The following is a 16,446-nucleotide window of genomic DNA, read 5'->3' as shown; positions in this document are numbered from 1 at the left end:
CCGCCCACCGCGCCACCCCCACCACTTCTGGGAACGGATCTAACTCACTGGACGCGATCGAGATGGATCCGTTCACAAAAGTGGACGTCGGTGGCGGGGGAGGGGCGCGCGTGACGCACGTGACCCTGCGGGCCCGGTCCGGATCGTCTCCCGCGCGTAGACTCGGTGGGTGCGGATCCTGCTGACCGGCGCGAACGGCGTCATGGGGCGAGCGACGATCCCGGCCCTGCATGCGGCGGGGCACGAGGTCGTCGGTCTCGTGCGCTCGCCGCAGGCCGCCGGCATCGTCCAGGACGCCGGCGCCACCGCGATGCACGGCGACGTCCTCGACCGCGTCTCGCTGCTGACCGCGATGCGCGGCTGCGACGCCGTGATCAACTTCGCCACGCACGTTCCGGTCGGGGCGCGAGCGATGCTGCCCGGCTCGCTGACCCGCATCAACCGCATCCGCACGGTCGGCGCGGGCGTCGTGGCCGACGCGGCGATCCAGTCCGGGATCGGGCTCATGGTCCAGCAGAGCCTGAGCTTCATCTACGTGGCCAGGGGCGAGGAGTGGGTCGACGAGTCCACGCCGATCGACGTCACCATGGTCACCGAGCCGCTGGCGGTCGCCGAGCACCATGCCCAGCGCGTCGAGAAGGCGGGCGGCACGGCGGTGTGCCTGCGGTACGGCCTGATCGCCGGGGACGACCCGAACTCGCAGTTCCTGGTCCGTCGCGCCCGTCGCCGCCGTCCCGTCGGGCTGGGCGATCCCGACTCGTGGATGCACGTCATCCACCCCGTCGACATCGGGACGTCCGCCGTTGCCGCCCTCAGCGCGCCCAGCGGCTCCTACAACGTGGGCGCCGAACCACTGAAGCGCCGCGCGTACGTCGACGCGATCGCGCAGGCGGCCGGCTTCTCCGAGGGGCGGTTCTTCCGGAACTGGCTCTTCAGCCTGACGGCCGACAAGCTCGAGATGCTGGCGCGGTCGCAGCGGGTCACGTCGCAACTGTTCACCGACCGCACGGGCTGGAAGCCGTCCCGCCCTGTCCTGGGGCCGGAGTGGTTCCGTGAGTGACGAGACAAAGGACGCGGCCGCCAAGCGGGCGCGCCTCGAGCGCGCCGCCCGGCTGATGGGCGACCTGCTGCCCGAGACGACGCGAGACGAGAGCCCCGAGGGCTGGAGCGAGCGCGGGGGAACCTCGCGCGACGACGAGCTGCGACGCGACGTCCCCCCACACCACGGCTCGGACTAGGTCAGACGGTCGGCGGAGTGTTCGTGCCGCCGCGCAGACCAGCGCCGCCACCGAGAGCATCGCGGATCTCGCGCAGCAGCAGGATGTCCTCGCTCGGACCCTCGGGCTCTTCCTCCTTGCCGGCGGCCAGACGCTCCATGAGCTTCTTCGACGGCACGACGAAGACGAAGTACACGACGGCCGCGGTGATGACGAACGTGATGATCGCGTTGATCACCAGCGCGAAGTCGACGTATGTCGCGTCGTTGCCCGAGATGATGTTGAAGCCGAGGCCCTTCGCGGCATCCTTGCCGCCGAGTGAATTGAGGACCGGCTCGATGATGGCCGTGGTGAACGAGGCGACCAAGGCCGTGAAGGCGGTGCCGATGACGACGGCGACCGCGAGGTCGACGATGTTCCCGCGGAACAGGAAGTCCTTGAAACCCTGGAGCATGATTCCTCCTTGGTGAAAGCGAACAGTGACGTCTCGACTGTAGGGGTCCTGAGCCGTCAGGAGCGAGGCACGACGACGGCAGCGAGCCGCGACGTCATCGCCGCGCGAGCCACGGAGGTGGCGATGCGAGGAGCCGCGGCCACCCCGATCACAGCAGCGTCCCGCTCGGGATCGGTGCTGACGGTGACGACCTCGACCGCCTCGGCGACGGTGGCACCGGCCCCGTCCTCGTCCACCGCGACGAGGTCCACCGAGTCACCCGCGCGGAGCAGCTCGCCCGTCGCGGCCGACACCTCGACGACGGCCAGCACGCGGTTGGCGCCGAGGTCGTGCGGGTCGACGACACGCCGGTCGGTGAAGACCTCGCCCGCGCGCATCGGACCCGCAAGGGCGCGGCCGGGGACGTCGCCGATGGCAGTGACCCCGGCCGGGACGGCGGCGTGCGGGACGCGGCGCACCTCGAGGTCGGAGCGGGTGACGGCGACTCCGCTGTCGAGGTCGCGTGCGGCGACGACGACCTCACGCGTGCCGGGGGAGTGGGTGACCGCGGTGATCGCGGACCAGACGGCCAGCCCGGCGAGCAGGGCGGCGATGAGGCGACGGTGGGTCAGGACGAGGCGGACGACCGATTCCATGCCGTGAGGCTAGGGACGATCGAGGGGGTGGACGCGGTCGTCCACAGGCGCATCGTCAGGCGGCGCCGGAACCCGAGGATGAGCTGCTGCTGGACGACGAGGTCGTGGACGACGACGATCCGGAGGACGACGACCCGGAGGACGACGACCCGGACGAGTTCGAGGACGCGCGGCTGTCGGTGCGATAGAAGCCCGAGCCCTTGAACACGACCCCGGCGGCGCCGAAGACCTTGCGCAGGTCGCCGCTGCAGGCGGGGCAGGTCGTCAGCGCGGCGTCGGAGAAGCTCTGCTTGATCTCGAGCTCTTCGCCGCAATCGGCGCATCGGTACTGGTACGTGGGCACGACCGCAAGGATACCTTCAGGCCCCACGGCTAGAGTGAGACCTCCAGTTCCCCGACACGAGGACCCGCCCATCGTGACCGAATGGCTCCTGCTGTTCACGTCTTTCCTGCTCATGCTCGCGTGCGGTGTCTTCGTCGCCGCCGAGTTCTCCTTCGTCACGGTCGACCGCGCCACGATCGAGCGCGACGCCGCCGGGGGCGATCGCGGCGCCCAGGGCACCCTCAAGGCGCTGCGCACCCTGTCGACCCAGCTCAGTGGTGCCCAGCTGGGCATCACGATCACCAACCTGGCGATCGGCTTCCTGGCCGAGCCGGCGATCGGACGGCTGTTGCACGACCCGCTCACCTCGCTCGGCCTGTCCGGCGGTGGCCTGAGTGCCGCGTCCTACGCGATCGCGCTGTTCCTCAGCACGATCGTCACGATGCTGGTGGGCGAGCTCATCCCCAAGAACCTCGCCCTGTCGCTCCCGCGCCAGACCGCCGCCAAGACGCAGCTCCTGCAGCGCATCTTCACTCGGTCGATGGCCTGGCCCATCCGTGGCCTGAACAACATGGCCAACCGCACGCTCGAGGCGCTCGGCGTCGAGCCGCAGGAGGAGCTGCGCTCCGCCCGCTCGCCGCTCGAGCTGCAGTCGCTCGTGCTGCGCTCCGCGCAGGAGGGCTCGATCGACGACGAGACCGCCGAGCTCGTCGCCCGCAGCATCGCGTTCGGCAACCGGACGGCCGCGGACGTGCGCACGCCGCGTGTCCGCGTCCACTTCCTCGAGGAGCGCGACACGGCGCTCGACCTGATCGAGGCCGCCCGCCAGACCGGGCACTCGAAGTTCCCCGTCATCGGCCGCTCGCCCGACGACGTGGTCGGCGTCGTGCACGTCAAGCAGGCCGTCGCCGTCGAGCCCGACCGTCGCCGGATCGTGCGGCTCTCGGAGATCGCCGAGGCCGCCGCGACCGTGCCCGACACGCTCGAGCTCGACCCTCTGCTGGTGCAGCTGCGGGACCAGAACAACCAGATGGCCGTCGTGGTCGACGAGTACGGGGGCACCGACGGTGTCGTCACGCTCGAGGACCTCGTCGAGGAGATCGTGGGCGACATCGCCGACGAGCACGACCGGCTCTCGGACCGCAGCCGTCACCGCCGGGACGGCACCTGGTCGCTGTCCGGCCTGCTGCGCCCCGACGAGGTGCTGGAGCAGACGGGCGTCTCGCTGCCCGAGAGCGAGGACTACGAGACGATCGCCGGTCTCGTCCTCGAGCGGCTCGGCCGCCTGGCCGTGCGCGACGACGTGGTCACCCTCGAGGTCGATCCGACGCCCGAGGACGACGAGGACGATCCCGAGCCGTTGACCGTGCACCTGACCGTCGAGCGGCTCGAGGGTCGGCGCATCGATCGCATCGCCATGACGATCGACTCCACCGATGAGGAGACCGACCGATGAGCGGCTGGCCGGCTCTGGCCCTGACCCTGGTCCTGCTGATCCTGAATGCGCTCTTCGTGGCGGCTGAGTTCGCACTGATCTCGGCACGCCGCACCCAGCTCGAGCCCGAGGCCCAGGCCGGCAAGCGCAGCGCGAAGCTCGCGCTCAAGGCCATGGAGAACGTCACGCTCGCGATGGCGGCCGCCCAGTTGGGCATCACGATCTGCTCGCTCGGCCTCGGTGCCATCAGCGAGCCCGCGATCGCCCACCTGCTGGAGCCAGTGTTCGAGTACTTCGGCGTCCCGCACGCGTTCGTGCACCCCATCTCGTTCGCGATCGCGCTGACCCTGGTGGTCTTCCTGCACGTCGTCTACGGCGAGATGGTGCCCAAGAACATCGCGCTCGCGGCGCCCGACCGTGCCGCGCTGATCCTGGGCCCGTTCATGCTGGGCGTCATCGCGGTCCTCAAGCCGCTCGTCGTGTCGCTCAACGCCATCGCCAACGCTGCGGTCCGCGTCGTGGGCATCGAGCCCAAGGACGAGGTCGCCTCGGCGTTCACGCACGACGAGGTGGCCGGCTTCGTCGAGGAGTCCCGTCGTGAAGGGTTGCTCGACGACGACGAGTACGGGCTGGTCACGGGCGCGCTGGACTTCCACGACGGCACGGTGGCGCAGGTGCTGCTGCCGCGCGACGGACTCGTCACGATCGCGCCCGGCTCCACCCCGATCGAGGTCGAGGAGGCGTGCGCCCGGACCGGCTACTCGCGCTTCCCCGTCGCGGGCGACGACGGTGAGCTGACGGGCTACCTGCACATCAAGGACGTCCTGGAGACCGAGGACGCCTCGCGCACGCGCCCGATCGCCGACAAGTGGCTGCGGCCGCTGGCGACGGTCGGTCAGACCACCGCCCTGTACGACGCGCTGCGCACGATGCAGGGCCGCGGTTCGCACATGGCGCGCGTGGCTGACGAGTCCGGCGTCGTGCTCGGAGTCGTGATGCTCGAGGACGTGCTGGAGGAGCTCGTCGGCGAGATCCGCGAGCAGGTCTGACCGGCGCGCCCAGCGCCGGTCAGGCGGGGATGAGTTCTCGTTGGCGGGGTCGGTAGCGGTGGTTGTGTTGCCAGGTGCCGCGGATCTGGAACTCGGGGTGACGGTCGGCAAACCGGATCGGGATGTCGGCCTGGTGGACGTGTCGGTGGTGGTGTCCACAGAGCAGGACGCCGTCGTCGACGGTGGTGTGTCCGCCGTCGGACCATCGGGTGGCGTGGTGGCTCTCGCACCAGCCGGGTGGTCGGTCGCAACTGGGGTAGGCGCAGCCCTGGTCGCGTTGGGCCAGCGCGATGCGTTGCTTCTGGGTGTGGAACCGCTTGGTCCGCCCGACGTCCAACGGGACTGAGTTTCCGTCGAGGACGGCGGGCAGGATCCCAGCCCCGCAGGCGATCATGCGGAGTTCGCCGGCGCTGATGCTGGTGCCGAACTCCGTGACCCCGGCCCGGTCGGTCTGGCCGCGCAGTGACTGTTCGTCGATCGTGACAACGAGCGCGGCGTTGACGCCGCCGTGGTTGCCGAAGGACTCGGCGGGCAGGTGGCGGATGATCTCGGCGAACGCCTCGCCCGCCTTCTCGGCCGGCGTCATGTCACGGCGGTCCTCGACCGGAGCCGTCTCAAGTCCTGTCGTCTCGGCCTGGGCCAGTGCCCGTTTGCGGGGGCTGGTCTTCGAATCGATCACCGCGCGCAGCATGTCGGCGGTCAGGGCGTCGGTCTTGCCACCGAACTTGACCAGTCCGGTCTGCTCGTCGGGTCGTCCGATCCAGAACTCCGACAGGCGTCGTTGGGCGTGTTCCTCGCGTTGGAGGCGCTTGTTCTCGATGTCGTCCGCGCGCTTGATGTCGAGCGTCTCGATCGCGCGCTTGGCCTTGCGGGTCAGCTGGTCGGCCGTCATCTCCTGGGCGGCCTCGACCAGTTCGGTCTCGACCTGGTCGCGCTGCGCGGCCGTCAGATCACTGGGTAGCTCGTCGAGGGCGCCGGTGACGATCGCGGCCTTCGCCGTGGACATGCCCGGCTTCGCGAGCGCCTTCTTGACCTGGGGTGCGGTCTCGATCCGGGTGGCCAGCTTGATCTGCTTGGTCGCCTCACGCCGCGTGATCCCCGACCCGTTCGCGACCAACGCCGTCATGTCGACCGCGCCGGTGCCCTGATGGGCCTTCTTCTGCTCGGCGACCGCGAACAACGCCATCTTCAACGCCGCCGCCTCACGCTCCAGCGACTGCACCGCAGCCGCCTCAGCCGCCACCTGATCCGGGGTCAAGGACTCGAGGTCACGGGCACGCGCAGACGCCAGGAACCGCTGCCCCGACCTGAGCCCACCGATGACGTCCACGAATCCCCCGATTCACTCGAACTGATGTTCCCATCGTATTGGGTGAAACAACGAAGCACAATAAGAAGTCCACATCGTGAGCGCGGGAACAGATCCATCGCGGTGCTCGATTCCGACCCGGCAGCAGGGCCGCACTAGACTCGGCGCGTGGCCCCCGAGACTCCTGAGCACGTTGCCGAGACCCACCACGACACGGTCATCGTCGTCGACTTCGGCGCGCAGTACGCGCAGCTGATCGCGCGTCGTGTCCGCGAGGCGAAGGTCTTCTCCGAGATCATGCCCCACACGGCGACCAGCGAGGAGATCCTGGCCAAGAACCCGAAGGCCGTGATCCTCTCGGGCGGACCGTCGTCGGTCTACGAGCACGGCGCGCCGCAGTTGCCCGTCGGCTTGGTCGACTCGGGCACCGCCGTGTTCGGCATCTGCTACGGATTCATGGCGATGGCCAAGGCCCTGGGCGGCGAGGTCGCCCGCACGGGTCAGCGCGAGTACGGCCGCACCAAGGTCTCGGTGCTCGAGCCCGGCACACTGCTGAAGGGCCTCCCCGAGAGCCTCGTCAGCTGGATGTCCCACGGCGACGAGGTCGTCCGTGAGCCCGAAGGCTTCACCCTCTCGGCCAAGAGCGATCGCGCGACCGTCGCGGCGTTCGAGAACGTCGAGCGGGGACTCGCCGGCGTGCAGTGGCACCCCGAGGTCATGCACTCCGAGTTCGGCCAGAAGATCCTGGAGCACTTCCTGTTCGACATCGCCGGCTGTTCGCCCAGCTGGACGCCTGCCAACATCGTCGAGGAGCAGGTCGAGCTGATCCGCCAGCAGGTCGGCGATGCGCGCGTCATCTCGGCGCTGTCCGGCGGCGTCGACTCGGCCGTCTCGACCGCGCTGGTCCAGCGGGCGATCGGCGACCAGCTCACCGCGGTCTTCGTCGACCACGGGCTGCTGCGCGAGGGCGAGGCCGAGCAGGTCCGCGAGGACTACGTGGCCGCCACGGGGGTGGACCTCAAGGTCGTCGACGCCAAGGACCAGTTCCTGGGCTTCCTCGACGGCGTCACCGACCCCGAGCAGAAGCGCAAGATCATCGGGCGCGAGTTCATCCGCACGTTCGAGGCCGCCGAGCGCGAGATCATGGCGACGCCGGGCGCGCCCGTCAGGTTCCTGGTGCAGGGCACGCTGTACCCCGACGTCGTGGAGTCCGGCGGCGGCGAGGGCGCGGCCAACATCAAGAGCCACCACAACGTCGGCGGCCTGCCCGAGGACCTCGAGTTCAGCCTGATCGAGCCGCTGCGCACCCTGTTCAAGGACGAGGTGCGCCAGGTCGGCCGTCAGCTCGGCATCCCCGAGGCGATCGTCGGCCGGCACCCGTTCCCCGGTCCCGGCCTGGCGATCCGCATCGTCGGCGCGGTCTCGCCCGAGCGGCTCGAGATCCTGCGGCGCGCCGACGCGATCGTGCGGCAGGAGACGACGGCCGCGGGCCTGGACTCCGAGATCTGGCAGTTCCCCGTCGTGCTGCTCGCGGACGTCCGCTCGGTCGGCGTGCAGGGCGACGGCCGCACCTACGGCCACCCGATCGTGCTGCGCCCCGTCTCCAGCGAGGACGCGATGACGGCCGACTGGAGCCGTCTGCCGTACGACCTGCTCGAGCGGATCTCGACCCGCATCACGAACGAGGTCGATGAGGTCAACCGCGTCGTCCTCGACGTCACGAGCAAGCCCCCGGGAACCATCGAGTGGGAGTGACGGGTCCGGGCGCACGCGCCTGACCACACTGCTCCGAAAAAAGTTCCGGGGGCCATGTCAAGAACGTCCCTGTTCGCGCGACATACGGGTGAGAGCACACCTCACCCGAGCGAACGGAGACCGACATGACCACCCACACCCGACCCGCACCCGCCCGTCCTGACACCGAGACGACGCCCGGCGCGGCCGCGCAGCGCGCCGGCTGGATCGTGACGGCACTCGTCACGGCGTTCCTCGGCTTCGACGCCGTGACCCACCTGCTGGGTGTCGAGCAGGTGCGTGACGCGAGCGCCGACCTCGGCATCCCCGATCACGTGATCCCGGTCTGCGGCGCCGTCCTGGGCATCCTCGTCGTCGGCTACCTGGTCCCGCGCACGCGTGCGATGGCCGTCGTCCTGATCACGGCGTACCTCGGCGGCGCGGTCGCGGTGAACCTCATCGCCGAGCAGCCCGCCTTCAACACGGTCTTCGCGATCCTCACCGCCGTCCTCGTGTGGGCCGGCGCGTGGCCGCGCGACGCCCGGCTGCGGACGCTCCTGCGCGCCTGACCCTTGCCCGACCCGTCACTCATCCGGAACGATCACACCCGAAACAAGGAGAACCCCATGAAGTTCATGACCATGGTCCACGAGACCAACCGACCGACCGCCGAGCCGCCGATGGAGCTGTTCGCCGCCATCGGTGCCCTGCAGGCGAAGGCCACGGCCGACGGGACGTTCGTCGAGGCCGGCGGACTCCTGCCGATGGAGCACGCCGGCGCGATCGTGACCCTCGCCGGCAACTCGCTCACGACGACGGACGGTCCGTTCGTCGAGGTCAAGGAGCTCGTCGGCGGCTACGCGCTGTACGACCTGCCCGACCTCGAGACGGCCGTGCAGAAGGCCGAGGCCTTCCTCCAGGTCCACCGGGACGCGTGGCCCGGCTGGGAGGGCTGGGTGGAGGTCCGCGGCCTGTTCGAGGCGCCCGCGCCCTGACGATGGACGAGACCCGCGTGGTCGAGGAGGTGTGGCGACAGGAGTCGTCGCGCCTCCTCGGCGCGTTGCTGCGCATCACCCGCAGCGTCGACCGGGCCGAGGACCTCGCCCAGGAGGCACTGGCCCAGGCGTTGGAGGCCTGGCCGCGAACCGGCGTCCCGGACAACCCCGCCGGCTGGCTCATGAGCACGGCCAAGCGCCGCGCGATCGACCAGTTCCGTGCCGGCGAGCGTCAGCTGCGGGCCTACGCCGAGGTCGGGGCCGGCACGAGCGAGACCTACGAGGCGGAGTTCGACGAGGCGCTGACCGACGAGCACGTGCGCGACGACGTGCTGCGCCTCATGTTCACGTGCTGCCACCCGGCACTGACGCCCGACAGCCGCACCGTGCTGACGTTGCGGCTGGTGGCGGGGCTCAGCACCCGCGAGATCGCGCGGGCGTTCCTGTCCACGGAGTCGACCGTCGCGTCCCGGATCTCGCGCGCCAAGCGCACGCTCGCCGACGGCCATGCGGCGATGGAGGAACCCGCCGGACCCGAGCGCGCCGAGCGGCTCGCATCGGTCATGGCGGCGATCTACCTGCTCTTCAACGAGGGTCACTCCGCAACCGAGGGCGGGGACTGGACGAGGCCCGACCTGTGCCACGAGGCGGTCCGGCTCGGCGCGATCCTCGCCTCCGTCGCGCCGGGCGAGCCCGAGGTGCACGGCCTGTTGGCGCTGCTGGAGCTGCAGTCCTCGCGGCTCGCCGCGCGCATCGATGAGGACGGAGCACCCGTCCTGCTGGGTGACCAGGACCGCTCGCGCTGGGACCGGACGGTGATCTCGCGGGGCGCCGCGGCGCTCGAGGTCGCGACCCGGCTCGGCGGCTCGGGGCCGTACGTCCTGCAGGCCGCGATCGCGTGGGAGCACGCCCGTGTGCGCTCGGTGGACGAGACCGACTGGGAGCGCATCGCCGGACTGTACGAGCGGCTCGCCCGCGCCACAGACTCGCTCGTGGTCGAGCTCAACCGGGCGGTCGCCGTCAGCCGGGCGCGTGGGCCGGCGGCCGGACTCGCCATCGTCGACGACCTCAGGACGGTGCCCGCGCTCGCGGGGTACCACCTGCTGCCGAGTGTGCGGGGCGACCTGCTCGAGCAGCTGGGTCGCCGTGAGGAGGCACGGGCCGAGTTCCTCGAGGCGGCCGGCCTGGCCACGAACGAACGTGAGCGGGAGCTGCTGCTGGCTCGGGCGGCGGGTTCGGTCCACCGCGGCGGCACTCGTTAGGCTGTCGAGGTGAACTGGAGCGTTGCACGTCCCGTCCTGCTGGTGGTGGCGATCGTGGCGACCCTCGGCGCTTTCGGGTGGTCGATGCTGTCGTCCGGAGGAGGGTCCGACGACGAGGCGGCGGCCCCGCCCACGACGGCGCCGAGCGACCCGGTCCTGACCGCCGATCCCAGCCGGCAGGCACCCGTTCCGGAGCCCACCACGGAGCCGACGACCCAGCCCACCGTCAAGGAGTGCGAGGACGAGGACACCAAGTTCAACGCCGACGGCACCCAGGGCGACAGCCTGCTTCCCGACTGCGGCCAGACGCCCGTCACGAAGGAGCAGGCGAAGGACGACGGCCTGTCGCTGGCCTGCGGCGGCGACTACCCGGTGATCCTCTACAAGTCCACCACCGCCGATGCGAAGACCTCGATCTGCGGCCGCGACGCGGTGGGCGACCGGTTCCGCGTCGTCGTCGCCCCGTCGGGCGAGGGAACGCTCGACCTCTCGGGCTCCTACGACTGGCGCCGCGACGTCTATGTCGCCAAGGACGGTGACACGCGGTACGAGCTGCACGCCGTCGACGGATCGCTGCACGTGACGCGCGGCGGCTCGACCCAGGTCCAGGAGTCGAAGGACTGGATCTCGCTGGACAACGAGACCGACGACCTCTGACCGGGCGGTGGTGGCGGCCGGATCGCACTGCGCTAGTTTCGAGGCAAGCACCCCACACAAGGAGCACATCGACGTGAGCACCTCTCCTGTCAAGGTGGCCGTCACCGGCGCCGCCGGCCAGATCGGCTACAGCCTTCTCTTCCGTCTCGCCAGCGGCTCGCTGCTGGGCCCGGACACCCCGATCCAGCTGCGCCTGCTCGAGATCACGCCTGCGCTCAAGGCGCTCGAGGGCGTCGTGATGGAGCTCGACGACTGCGCGTTCCCGACGCTGGACTCGGTCGAGATCGGTGACGACCCGAACCACATCTTCGACGGCGCGAACCTCGCCCTGCTCGTCGGTGCGCGCCCGCGCACCAAGGGCATGGAGCGCGGCGACCTGCTCGAGGCCAACGGCGCCATCTTCACGGCGCAGGGCAAGGCCCTCAACGAGGTCGCGGCCGACGACATCCGCATCGGCGTGACCGGCAACCCGGCCAACACCAACGCCCTGATCGCGATGAAGAACGCGCCGAACATCCCGTCCGAGCGGTTCACCGCCCTGACGCGCCTCGACCACAACCGCGCCATCAGCCAGCTGGCGGCCAAGACCGGCGCCCAGGTCTCCGACATCAGCAAGATGACGATCTGGGGCAACCACTCGGCCACCCAGTACCCCGACATCTTCCATGCCGAGATCGCCGGCCGGAACGCTGCCGAGGTCGTGGGGGACCAGGCCTGGATCGAGAACGACTTCATCCCGACCGTCGCCAAGCGCGGCGCGGCGATCATCGAGGCCCGTGGCGCGTCCAGCGCGGCGTCCGCCGCCTCGGCCACGATCGACGCGGCCCGTGACTGGCTGCGCGGCTCGGCCGAGAACGACTGGGTCTCGATGGCCGTCGCCTCCGACGGCTCCTACGGTGTGCCCGAGGGCCTCATCAGCTCGTTCCCCGTCACCACGAAGAACGGTGACTGGGAGATCGTCCAGGGCCTCGAGATCGACGAGTTCAGCCGCGCCCGGATCGACGCCAGCGTCGCCGAGCTCGCCGAGGAGCGCGACGCCGTCACGCAGCTCGGCCTGATCTGAGCCACCCCACGACGAAGGGCCGCCCCGATGGGGCGGCCCTTTCGTCATGCACTGGTCAGGAGGGGACGATGAGCGCCAGCACCACCAGCGAGGCGCCGAGGAATCCCATCCAGACCACGTCGAAGACCTTGCCTCGCACGCGCAGCATCCCCGTGTGGTTGAGCGGGATCACGGTGCGGAACGCCGCGGCGACGAGGAACGACACGCCGATCAGCATGACGCCGGCGCGCCACGGGCCCGTGGCGATCAGCGCGAGGCCCACGGCCACCGCCAGCAGGTGCAGGAGGTAGATCCGCGAGCCGTTGCTCCGGGGAAGCTTCACCCCGCGTCCCCGGCGACCATCTCGCTGAAGTCGACGACGTTGCTCAGCAGCATCGCGCGGGTCATGGGGCCGACCCCGCCGGGGTTCGGCGTGACCCACCCGGCGGCGTCCCACACATCGGGTGCGAGGTCGCCGACGATCTTGCCGTGCTCGTCGCGGCTGACGCCGACGTCGAGCAGGGCGGCGCCGGGCTTGACCATGTCGCCCGTGATGATGCCCGGCACACCCGCAGCGGCGATGACGATGTCGGCGCGGCGCACCTCCGCCGCCAGGTCCTGCGTGCCGGTGTGGCACAGGGTGACGGTGGCGTTCTCGCTGCGGCGCGTCAGCAGCAGGCCCATGGGGCGACCCACGGTGATGCCGCGGCCGACGACGACGGCGTGCTTCCCGGCGATCTCGACGTCGTGGCGGCGCAGCAGCTCGAGGATGCCGCGCGGCGTGCACGGCAGCGGAGCGGGCTTGCCCAGCACCAGCCAGCCCAGGTTCGTCGGGTGCAGGCCGTCGGCGTCCTTGGCCGGGTCGATGCGGCCGATGACGGCGTTCTCGTCGAGGCCCTTCGGCAGCGGCAGCTGCACGATGTAGAGCGTGCAGGCGGGATCGTCGTTGAGCTGGTCCACGGCGGCCTCGACCTCGGCCTGCGTGGCGTCGGCGGGCAGGTCGATCCGGATCGACTCGATGCCGATGTCGGCGCAGTCCTTGTGCTTGGCGCCGACGTACCACTGACTGGCCGGGTCGTCGCCGACCAGGATCGTGCCGAGTCCCGGCATGATGCCGCGGGCACGCAGTGCATCGACGCGCTCACGCAGCTCTGACTTGATGGTGGCGGCGACGGCCTTGCCGTCGAGGGTCTGGGCGGTCACGGTCCGAGTCTTCCATGGTCCCGTCCCGGAACCTGCGGCACCACTGGCGGTCGTGCGCAGATGCGGGGTGGACGAGGGTCGGCATACGGGCACCGCGGCCGGGACAAGGCCGGTCCGTTTAGGATCCGGGACATGGTCCCCCGCGCCCAGCTGTCACAGGAGAGAAGTCGGCAACGCCGCGACGCGTTGCTGCGTTCCGCACTGGATCTCTTCGTCGAGGGCGGCTCGCGTGCGGTCACGCACCGCGCGGTGGCAGCGGCCGCCGGACTGCCGGCCGCCACGACGACCTACTACTTCGCCACGATCGACGACCTCCTGCGCGAGGCACTGACTCACCACATCGACCAGTGGACCGAGACGATGGAGGGTTTCGCGGACGCCGATCCGGCCACGCTGGCGGCACTGGCCACCCGTGACTCCGCGGCGCAGTTCGTCTCCAGCATCTTCGAGATCCGGACACCGGACACCGCGGCTCGTGAGCTGTGGGTGATCCTGGGCGCGGCCCGTGACCCCGAGCTGCGCCCGGCCGCCGTGAAGGCGCTCTCCGCGGGCACCGACGTGCTCGTGGGCCTGTTGACGAAGGTCGGGATCGCCGACCCCCAGGGCCTGGCCGAGGACTTCGTCGCCGTCATCGCCGGCGTCGCCCTGCGCCGCTCGGCCGGGGTCAATGACGACCGCGACGAGGCCACCGCCCTCGTGCGCGCGCTGCGGCACCTCATGGTCGGGCACCTCATCGGCGACGAGGGCGCGCGAGACGCCCTCGCCACGTTGGGCGGCGCGTTCGACGTCAGTGGAAGAAGTGACGCGTCCCCGTGACGTACATCGTCACCCCGGCGGCCTGAGCCGCTGCCACCGTCTCCTCGTCGCGGACCGAACCGCCCGGCTGGACGATCGCCGCGACACCGGCGTCGATCAGGATCTGCGGCCCGTCCGCGAAGGGGAAGAAGGCGTCCGACGCCGCCACGGCACCGCGGGCGCGCTCGTCGCCGGCACGCTCGACCGCCAGGCGGCACGAGTCCACGCGGTTGACCTGGCCCATGCCGACGCCCACCGACGCGCCGTCCTTGGCCAGCAGGATCGCGTTCGACTTCACGGCCTTGCTCGCGCGCCACGCGAACACGAGGTCGGCGAACGTGGCGTCGTCGGCGGGCTTCCCGGCCACCAGCGTCCACGTCGTCGGGTCGTCGCCGTCGGCGTCGACGCGGTCACGCTGCTGCAGCAGGACGCCGCCGCTGATCGGCCGGAACTCGATCGGGGACTCCGTCGTGGGCGCCGGGCAGCGCAGGATGCGGATGTTCTTCTTGCCCTGCAGGATCTCGATCGCGCCGTCCTCGTAGTCCGGGGCGACGATGACCTCGGTGAAGACGTCGGCGACCTGGCGGGCCATCTCGGCCGAGACCGGACGGTTGGCCGCGATCACGCCGCCGAAGGCGGACACGGGGTCGCACGCGTGGGCGCGGGCGTGCGCCTGGGCGATGTCGGAGCCGACCGCGATGCCGCACGGGTTGGCGTGCTTGATGATGGCGACCGCGGCGTCCTCGTGCGCGAACGCCGCGCGGCGAGCGGCCTCGGTGTCGAGGTAGTTGTTGTACGACATCTCCTTGCCGTGCAGCTGCTCCGCCGCGGCCAGGCCGCCCGTGCCGTCGGTGTAGAGGGCGGCGGGCTGGTGCGGGTTCTCGCCGTAGCGCAGGACGGCGGACCGCTCCCAGGTCGCGCCGGCGAAGGCGGGGAACTGCTCGTCGTCGGCCGGGGCGTACACCGAGGAGAACCACGAGGCGACGGCCACGTCGTACGCCGCGGTGTGGGCGAACGCTCGGGCCGCGAGGCGCTTGCGCTGCTCGAGCGTGAACCCGCCCTGCGTCAGCGCCTCCGTGACGGCGCCGTACGCGTCGGGCGAGACCACGACGGCGACGCTCGGGTGGTTCTTCGCGGCGGCCCGCACCATCGACGGTCCGCCGATGTCGATCTGCTCGACGACCTCGTCGGGCGTGGCCCCCGAGGCGACGGTCTCGCGGAAGGGGTAGAGGTTCACGACGACGAGGTCGAACGGCTCGACCTCGAGCTCCTCCAGCTGGCGGGCGTGGTCGGGCAGGCGCAGGTCCGCCAGGATGCCGGCGTGCACGCGGGGGTGCAGTGTCTTGACGCGACCATCGAGGCACTCGGGGAAGCCGGTGACCTGCTCGACGGGCGTCACGGGGACGCCGGCCGACTCGATCGTCTTCGCCGTCGACCCGGTCGAGACGATCGAGACGCCCGCTGCGTGCAGCGCCTGGGCGAGCTCGGTCAGTCCCGTCTTGTCGTACACCGAGACCAGGGCGCGCTTGATGGGTCGGGTTTCACTCATGACAGTTCCTTCGGCTGGAAGCGGATGCGGCGGCCGTCGATCGTGAAGGGCTCGCGGGCCAGGCGGCCCACCCATTCGACGAGCATGGCGCGCTCGCTGGTCTTGATGCGCTCGTGCAGGGTCTCGACGTCGTCGTCGTCCTCGACCGGGACGGCGACCTGGGCCACGATCGGGCCCGTGTCGACGCCGGCGTCGACGACGAAGAGCGTGGCGCCGGTGACCTTGACGCCGTACTCGAGGGCGTCCTGCGGCCCACGCATCCCCGGGAACGAGGGCGACAGGGCCGGGTGCGTGTTGACCGTGCGACCGCCGTAGCGGGCGAGGAACGCCGGGCCGGTCAGCTTCATGAAACCGGCCAGGACGACGAGGTCGGGCTCGTGGGCCGCGACGGCGGCGGCCAGTGCGGCGTCCCAGGCTGCGCGGTCAGGGTGGTCGGCGACACGCTCCACGAAGGTCTCGATGCCGTGACGCTCGGCCCGGCGAAGCCCCTCGATGTCGGGACGGTCGGCCCCGACGGCGACGATGCGGGCACCGTACGCCGGGTCGCCGGCGGCGTCGATCAGGGCCTGCAGGTTGGTGCCCGATCCCGACACCAGCACCACGATGCGGGCGGGTTCAGGACGCGGGGCGCTCACGATCAGAACGATAGTGGGCCGCGATCGCGCCGAGGGCGCCGCCCACGGCCAGCAACGGCACCGCGATCAGCAGGCCCTGTCCGCCCGGCGGCCCGGCGGACTGCAGCAGGCCGGGGCCCAGGGCGCCGCGAGACGTCTCCAGCAGCAGCCCGA

General features: G+C 70.8%; 19 protein-coding genes. 11 read left to right on the top strand and 8 right to left on the bottom strand.

Going from position 1 to position 16,446, the window contains the following annotated elements; all coding sequences use genetic code 11:
- Positions 1–169 precede the first annotated feature (169 nt).
- Together RT323_RS04435 and RT323_RS04430 are read left to right on the top strand one after the other, a co-directional pair.
- On the top strand, positions 170–1,060 hold the full coding sequence (locus RT323_RS04435) for an NAD(P)-dependent oxidoreductase (protein WP_313405354.1): 891 nt from the start codon (positions 170–172) through the stop codon (positions 1,058–1,060).
- Positions 1,053–1,238 (top strand): hypothetical protein, encoded by a 186-nt coding sequence (locus RT323_RS04430; RefSeq protein WP_313405352.1) that lies wholly within the window; start codon positions 1,053–1,055, stop codon positions 1,236–1,238. The genes RT323_RS04435 and RT323_RS04430 overlap by 8 nt, the downstream gene beginning before the upstream one ends.
- 1 nt (position 1,239) lies before the next feature.
- Here RT323_RS04430 and mscL read toward each other — a convergent pair whose 3' ends face one another.
- Genes mscL through RT323_RS04415 form a run of 3 tightly spaced genes read right to left on the bottom strand, consistent with a single transcriptional unit; the run spans position 1,240 to position 2,649 of the window.
- On the bottom strand, positions 1,240–1,671 hold the full coding sequence (gene mscL, locus RT323_RS04425) for a large conductance mechanosensitive channel protein MscL (protein ID WP_313405350.1): 432 nt from the start codon (positions 1,669–1,671) through the stop codon (positions 1,240–1,242).
- A gap of 56 nt (positions 1,672–1,727) precedes the next feature.
- Positions 1,728–2,306 carry an SAF domain-containing protein gene (locus RT323_RS04420; protein WP_313405348.1) on the bottom strand — a complete coding sequence of 193 codons (579 nt, stop codon included), beginning with the start codon at positions 2,304–2,306 and terminating at the stop codon, positions 1,728–1,730.
- Positions 2,307–2,361: 55 nt separating this feature from the next.
- Complete coding sequence (locus RT323_RS04415; protein ID WP_313405347.1) at positions 2,362–2,649, bottom strand: FmdB family zinc ribbon protein; 288 nt, start codon at positions 2,647–2,649, stop codon at positions 2,362–2,364.
- 73 nt (positions 2,650–2,722) lie between these two features.
- Between RT323_RS04415 and RT323_RS04410 the strand changes: the two genes are divergently transcribed.
- Together RT323_RS04410 and RT323_RS04405 are read left to right on the top strand one after the other, a co-directional pair.
- Complete coding sequence (locus RT323_RS04410) at positions 2,723–4,084, top strand: hemolysin family protein (protein ID WP_313405345.1); 1,362 nt, start codon at positions 2,723–2,725, stop codon at positions 4,082–4,084.
- Positions 4,081–5,112: a hemolysin family protein gene (locus RT323_RS04405; RefSeq protein WP_313405343.1), complete on the top strand. Its 1,032-nt coding sequence runs from the start codon at positions 4,081–4,083 to the stop codon at positions 5,110–5,112. Before RT323_RS04410 ends, RT323_RS04405 begins: the two co-directional genes overlap by 4 nt.
- A 19-nt stretch (positions 5,113–5,131) precedes the next feature.
- On the opposite strand, the gene RT323_RS04400 is transcribed toward RT323_RS04405, so the two are convergent.
- Positions 5,132–6,370, bottom strand: coding sequence for a DUF222 domain-containing protein (locus RT323_RS04400; RefSeq protein WP_313405341.1), 1,239 nt, complete (start codon positions 6,368–6,370; stop codon positions 5,132–5,134).
- 219 nt (positions 6,371–6,589) lie between these two features.
- Between RT323_RS04400 and guaA the strand changes: the two genes are divergently transcribed.
- The 6 genes from guaA (at position 6,590) to RT323_RS04370 (ending at position 12,132) form a co-directional block, all read left to right on the top strand.
- Complete coding sequence (guaA, locus tag RT323_RS04395; protein ID WP_313405339.1) at positions 6,590–8,176, top strand: glutamine-hydrolyzing GMP synthase; 1,587 nt, start codon at positions 6,590–6,592, stop codon at positions 8,174–8,176.
- A 125-nt stretch (positions 8,177–8,301) separates the two neighbouring features.
- On the top strand, positions 8,302–8,724 hold the full coding sequence (locus RT323_RS04390) for a DoxX family protein (RefSeq protein WP_313405337.1): 423 nt from the start codon (positions 8,302–8,304) through the stop codon (positions 8,722–8,724).
- Between the two features lie 57 nt (positions 8,725–8,781).
- Positions 8,782–9,150: a YciI family protein gene (locus RT323_RS04385; RefSeq protein ID WP_313405335.1), complete on the top strand. Its 369-nt coding sequence runs from the start codon at positions 8,782–8,784 to the stop codon at positions 9,148–9,150.
- Positions 9,151–9,152: 2 nt separating this feature from the next.
- A complete protein-coding gene (locus RT323_RS04380) occupies positions 9,153–10,412 on the top strand; it encodes an RNA polymerase sigma factor (protein ID WP_313405333.1) in 1,260 nt (419 codons plus the stop codon).
- Between the two features lie 9 nt (positions 10,413–10,421).
- Positions 10,422–11,069, top strand: coding sequence for a hypothetical protein (locus RT323_RS04375; protein WP_313405331.1), 648 nt, complete (start codon positions 10,422–10,424; stop codon positions 11,067–11,069).
- A gap of 73 nt (positions 11,070–11,142) precedes the next feature.
- Positions 11,143–12,132 (top strand): malate dehydrogenase, encoded by a 990-nt coding sequence (locus RT323_RS04370; RefSeq protein WP_313405329.1) that lies wholly within the window; start codon positions 11,143–11,145, stop codon positions 12,130–12,132.
- Between the two features lie 55 nt (positions 12,133–12,187).
- Here the strand turns inward: RT323_RS04370 and RT323_RS04365 are convergent, their stop codons facing one another.
- Together RT323_RS04365 and RT323_RS04360 are read right to left on the bottom strand one after the other, a co-directional pair.
- Positions 12,188–12,454 (bottom strand): DUF3017 domain-containing protein, encoded by a 267-nt coding sequence (locus tag RT323_RS04365; RefSeq protein WP_313405327.1) that lies wholly within the window; start codon positions 12,452–12,454, stop codon positions 12,188–12,190.
- A complete protein-coding gene (locus tag RT323_RS04360; RefSeq protein ID WP_313405325.1) occupies positions 12,451–13,314 on the bottom strand; it encodes a bifunctional methylenetetrahydrofolate dehydrogenase/methenyltetrahydrofolate cyclohydrolase in 864 nt (287 codons plus the stop codon). Before RT323_RS04360 ends, RT323_RS04365 begins: the two co-directional genes overlap by 4 nt.
- Before the next feature lie 132 nt (positions 13,315–13,446).
- Here RT323_RS04360 and RT323_RS04355 point away from each other — a divergent pair, with 132 nt between their 5' ends.
- Positions 13,447–14,130, top strand: a complete 684-nt coding sequence (locus RT323_RS04355; RefSeq protein WP_313405323.1) for a TetR family transcriptional regulator — start codon at positions 13,447–13,449, stop codon at positions 14,128–14,130.
- Here RT323_RS04355 and purH read toward each other — a convergent pair.
- Together purH and purN are read right to left on the bottom strand one after the other, a co-directional pair.
- Entirely contained in the window at positions 14,102–15,658 is a 1,557-nt protein-coding gene (gene purH / locus RT323_RS04350; protein ID WP_313405322.1) for a bifunctional phosphoribosylaminoimidazolecarboxamide formyltransferase/IMP cyclohydrolase, read from the bottom strand. The genes RT323_RS04355 and purH overlap by 29 nt on opposite strands.
- Entirely contained in the window at positions 15,655–16,293 is a 639-nt protein-coding gene (gene purN, locus RT323_RS04345) for a phosphoribosylglycinamide formyltransferase (protein WP_396171920.1), read from the bottom strand. Before purN ends, purH begins: the two co-directional genes overlap by 4 nt.
- Positions 16,294–16,446: the final 153 nt, after the last annotated feature.

This window comes from Aeromicrobium sp., assembly GCF_032084975.1.
Lineage (GTDB): Bacteria > Actinomycetota > Actinomycetes > Propionibacteriales > Nocardioidaceae > Aeromicrobium.
This window is presented reverse-complemented; position numbering and strand designations above follow the sequence as displayed.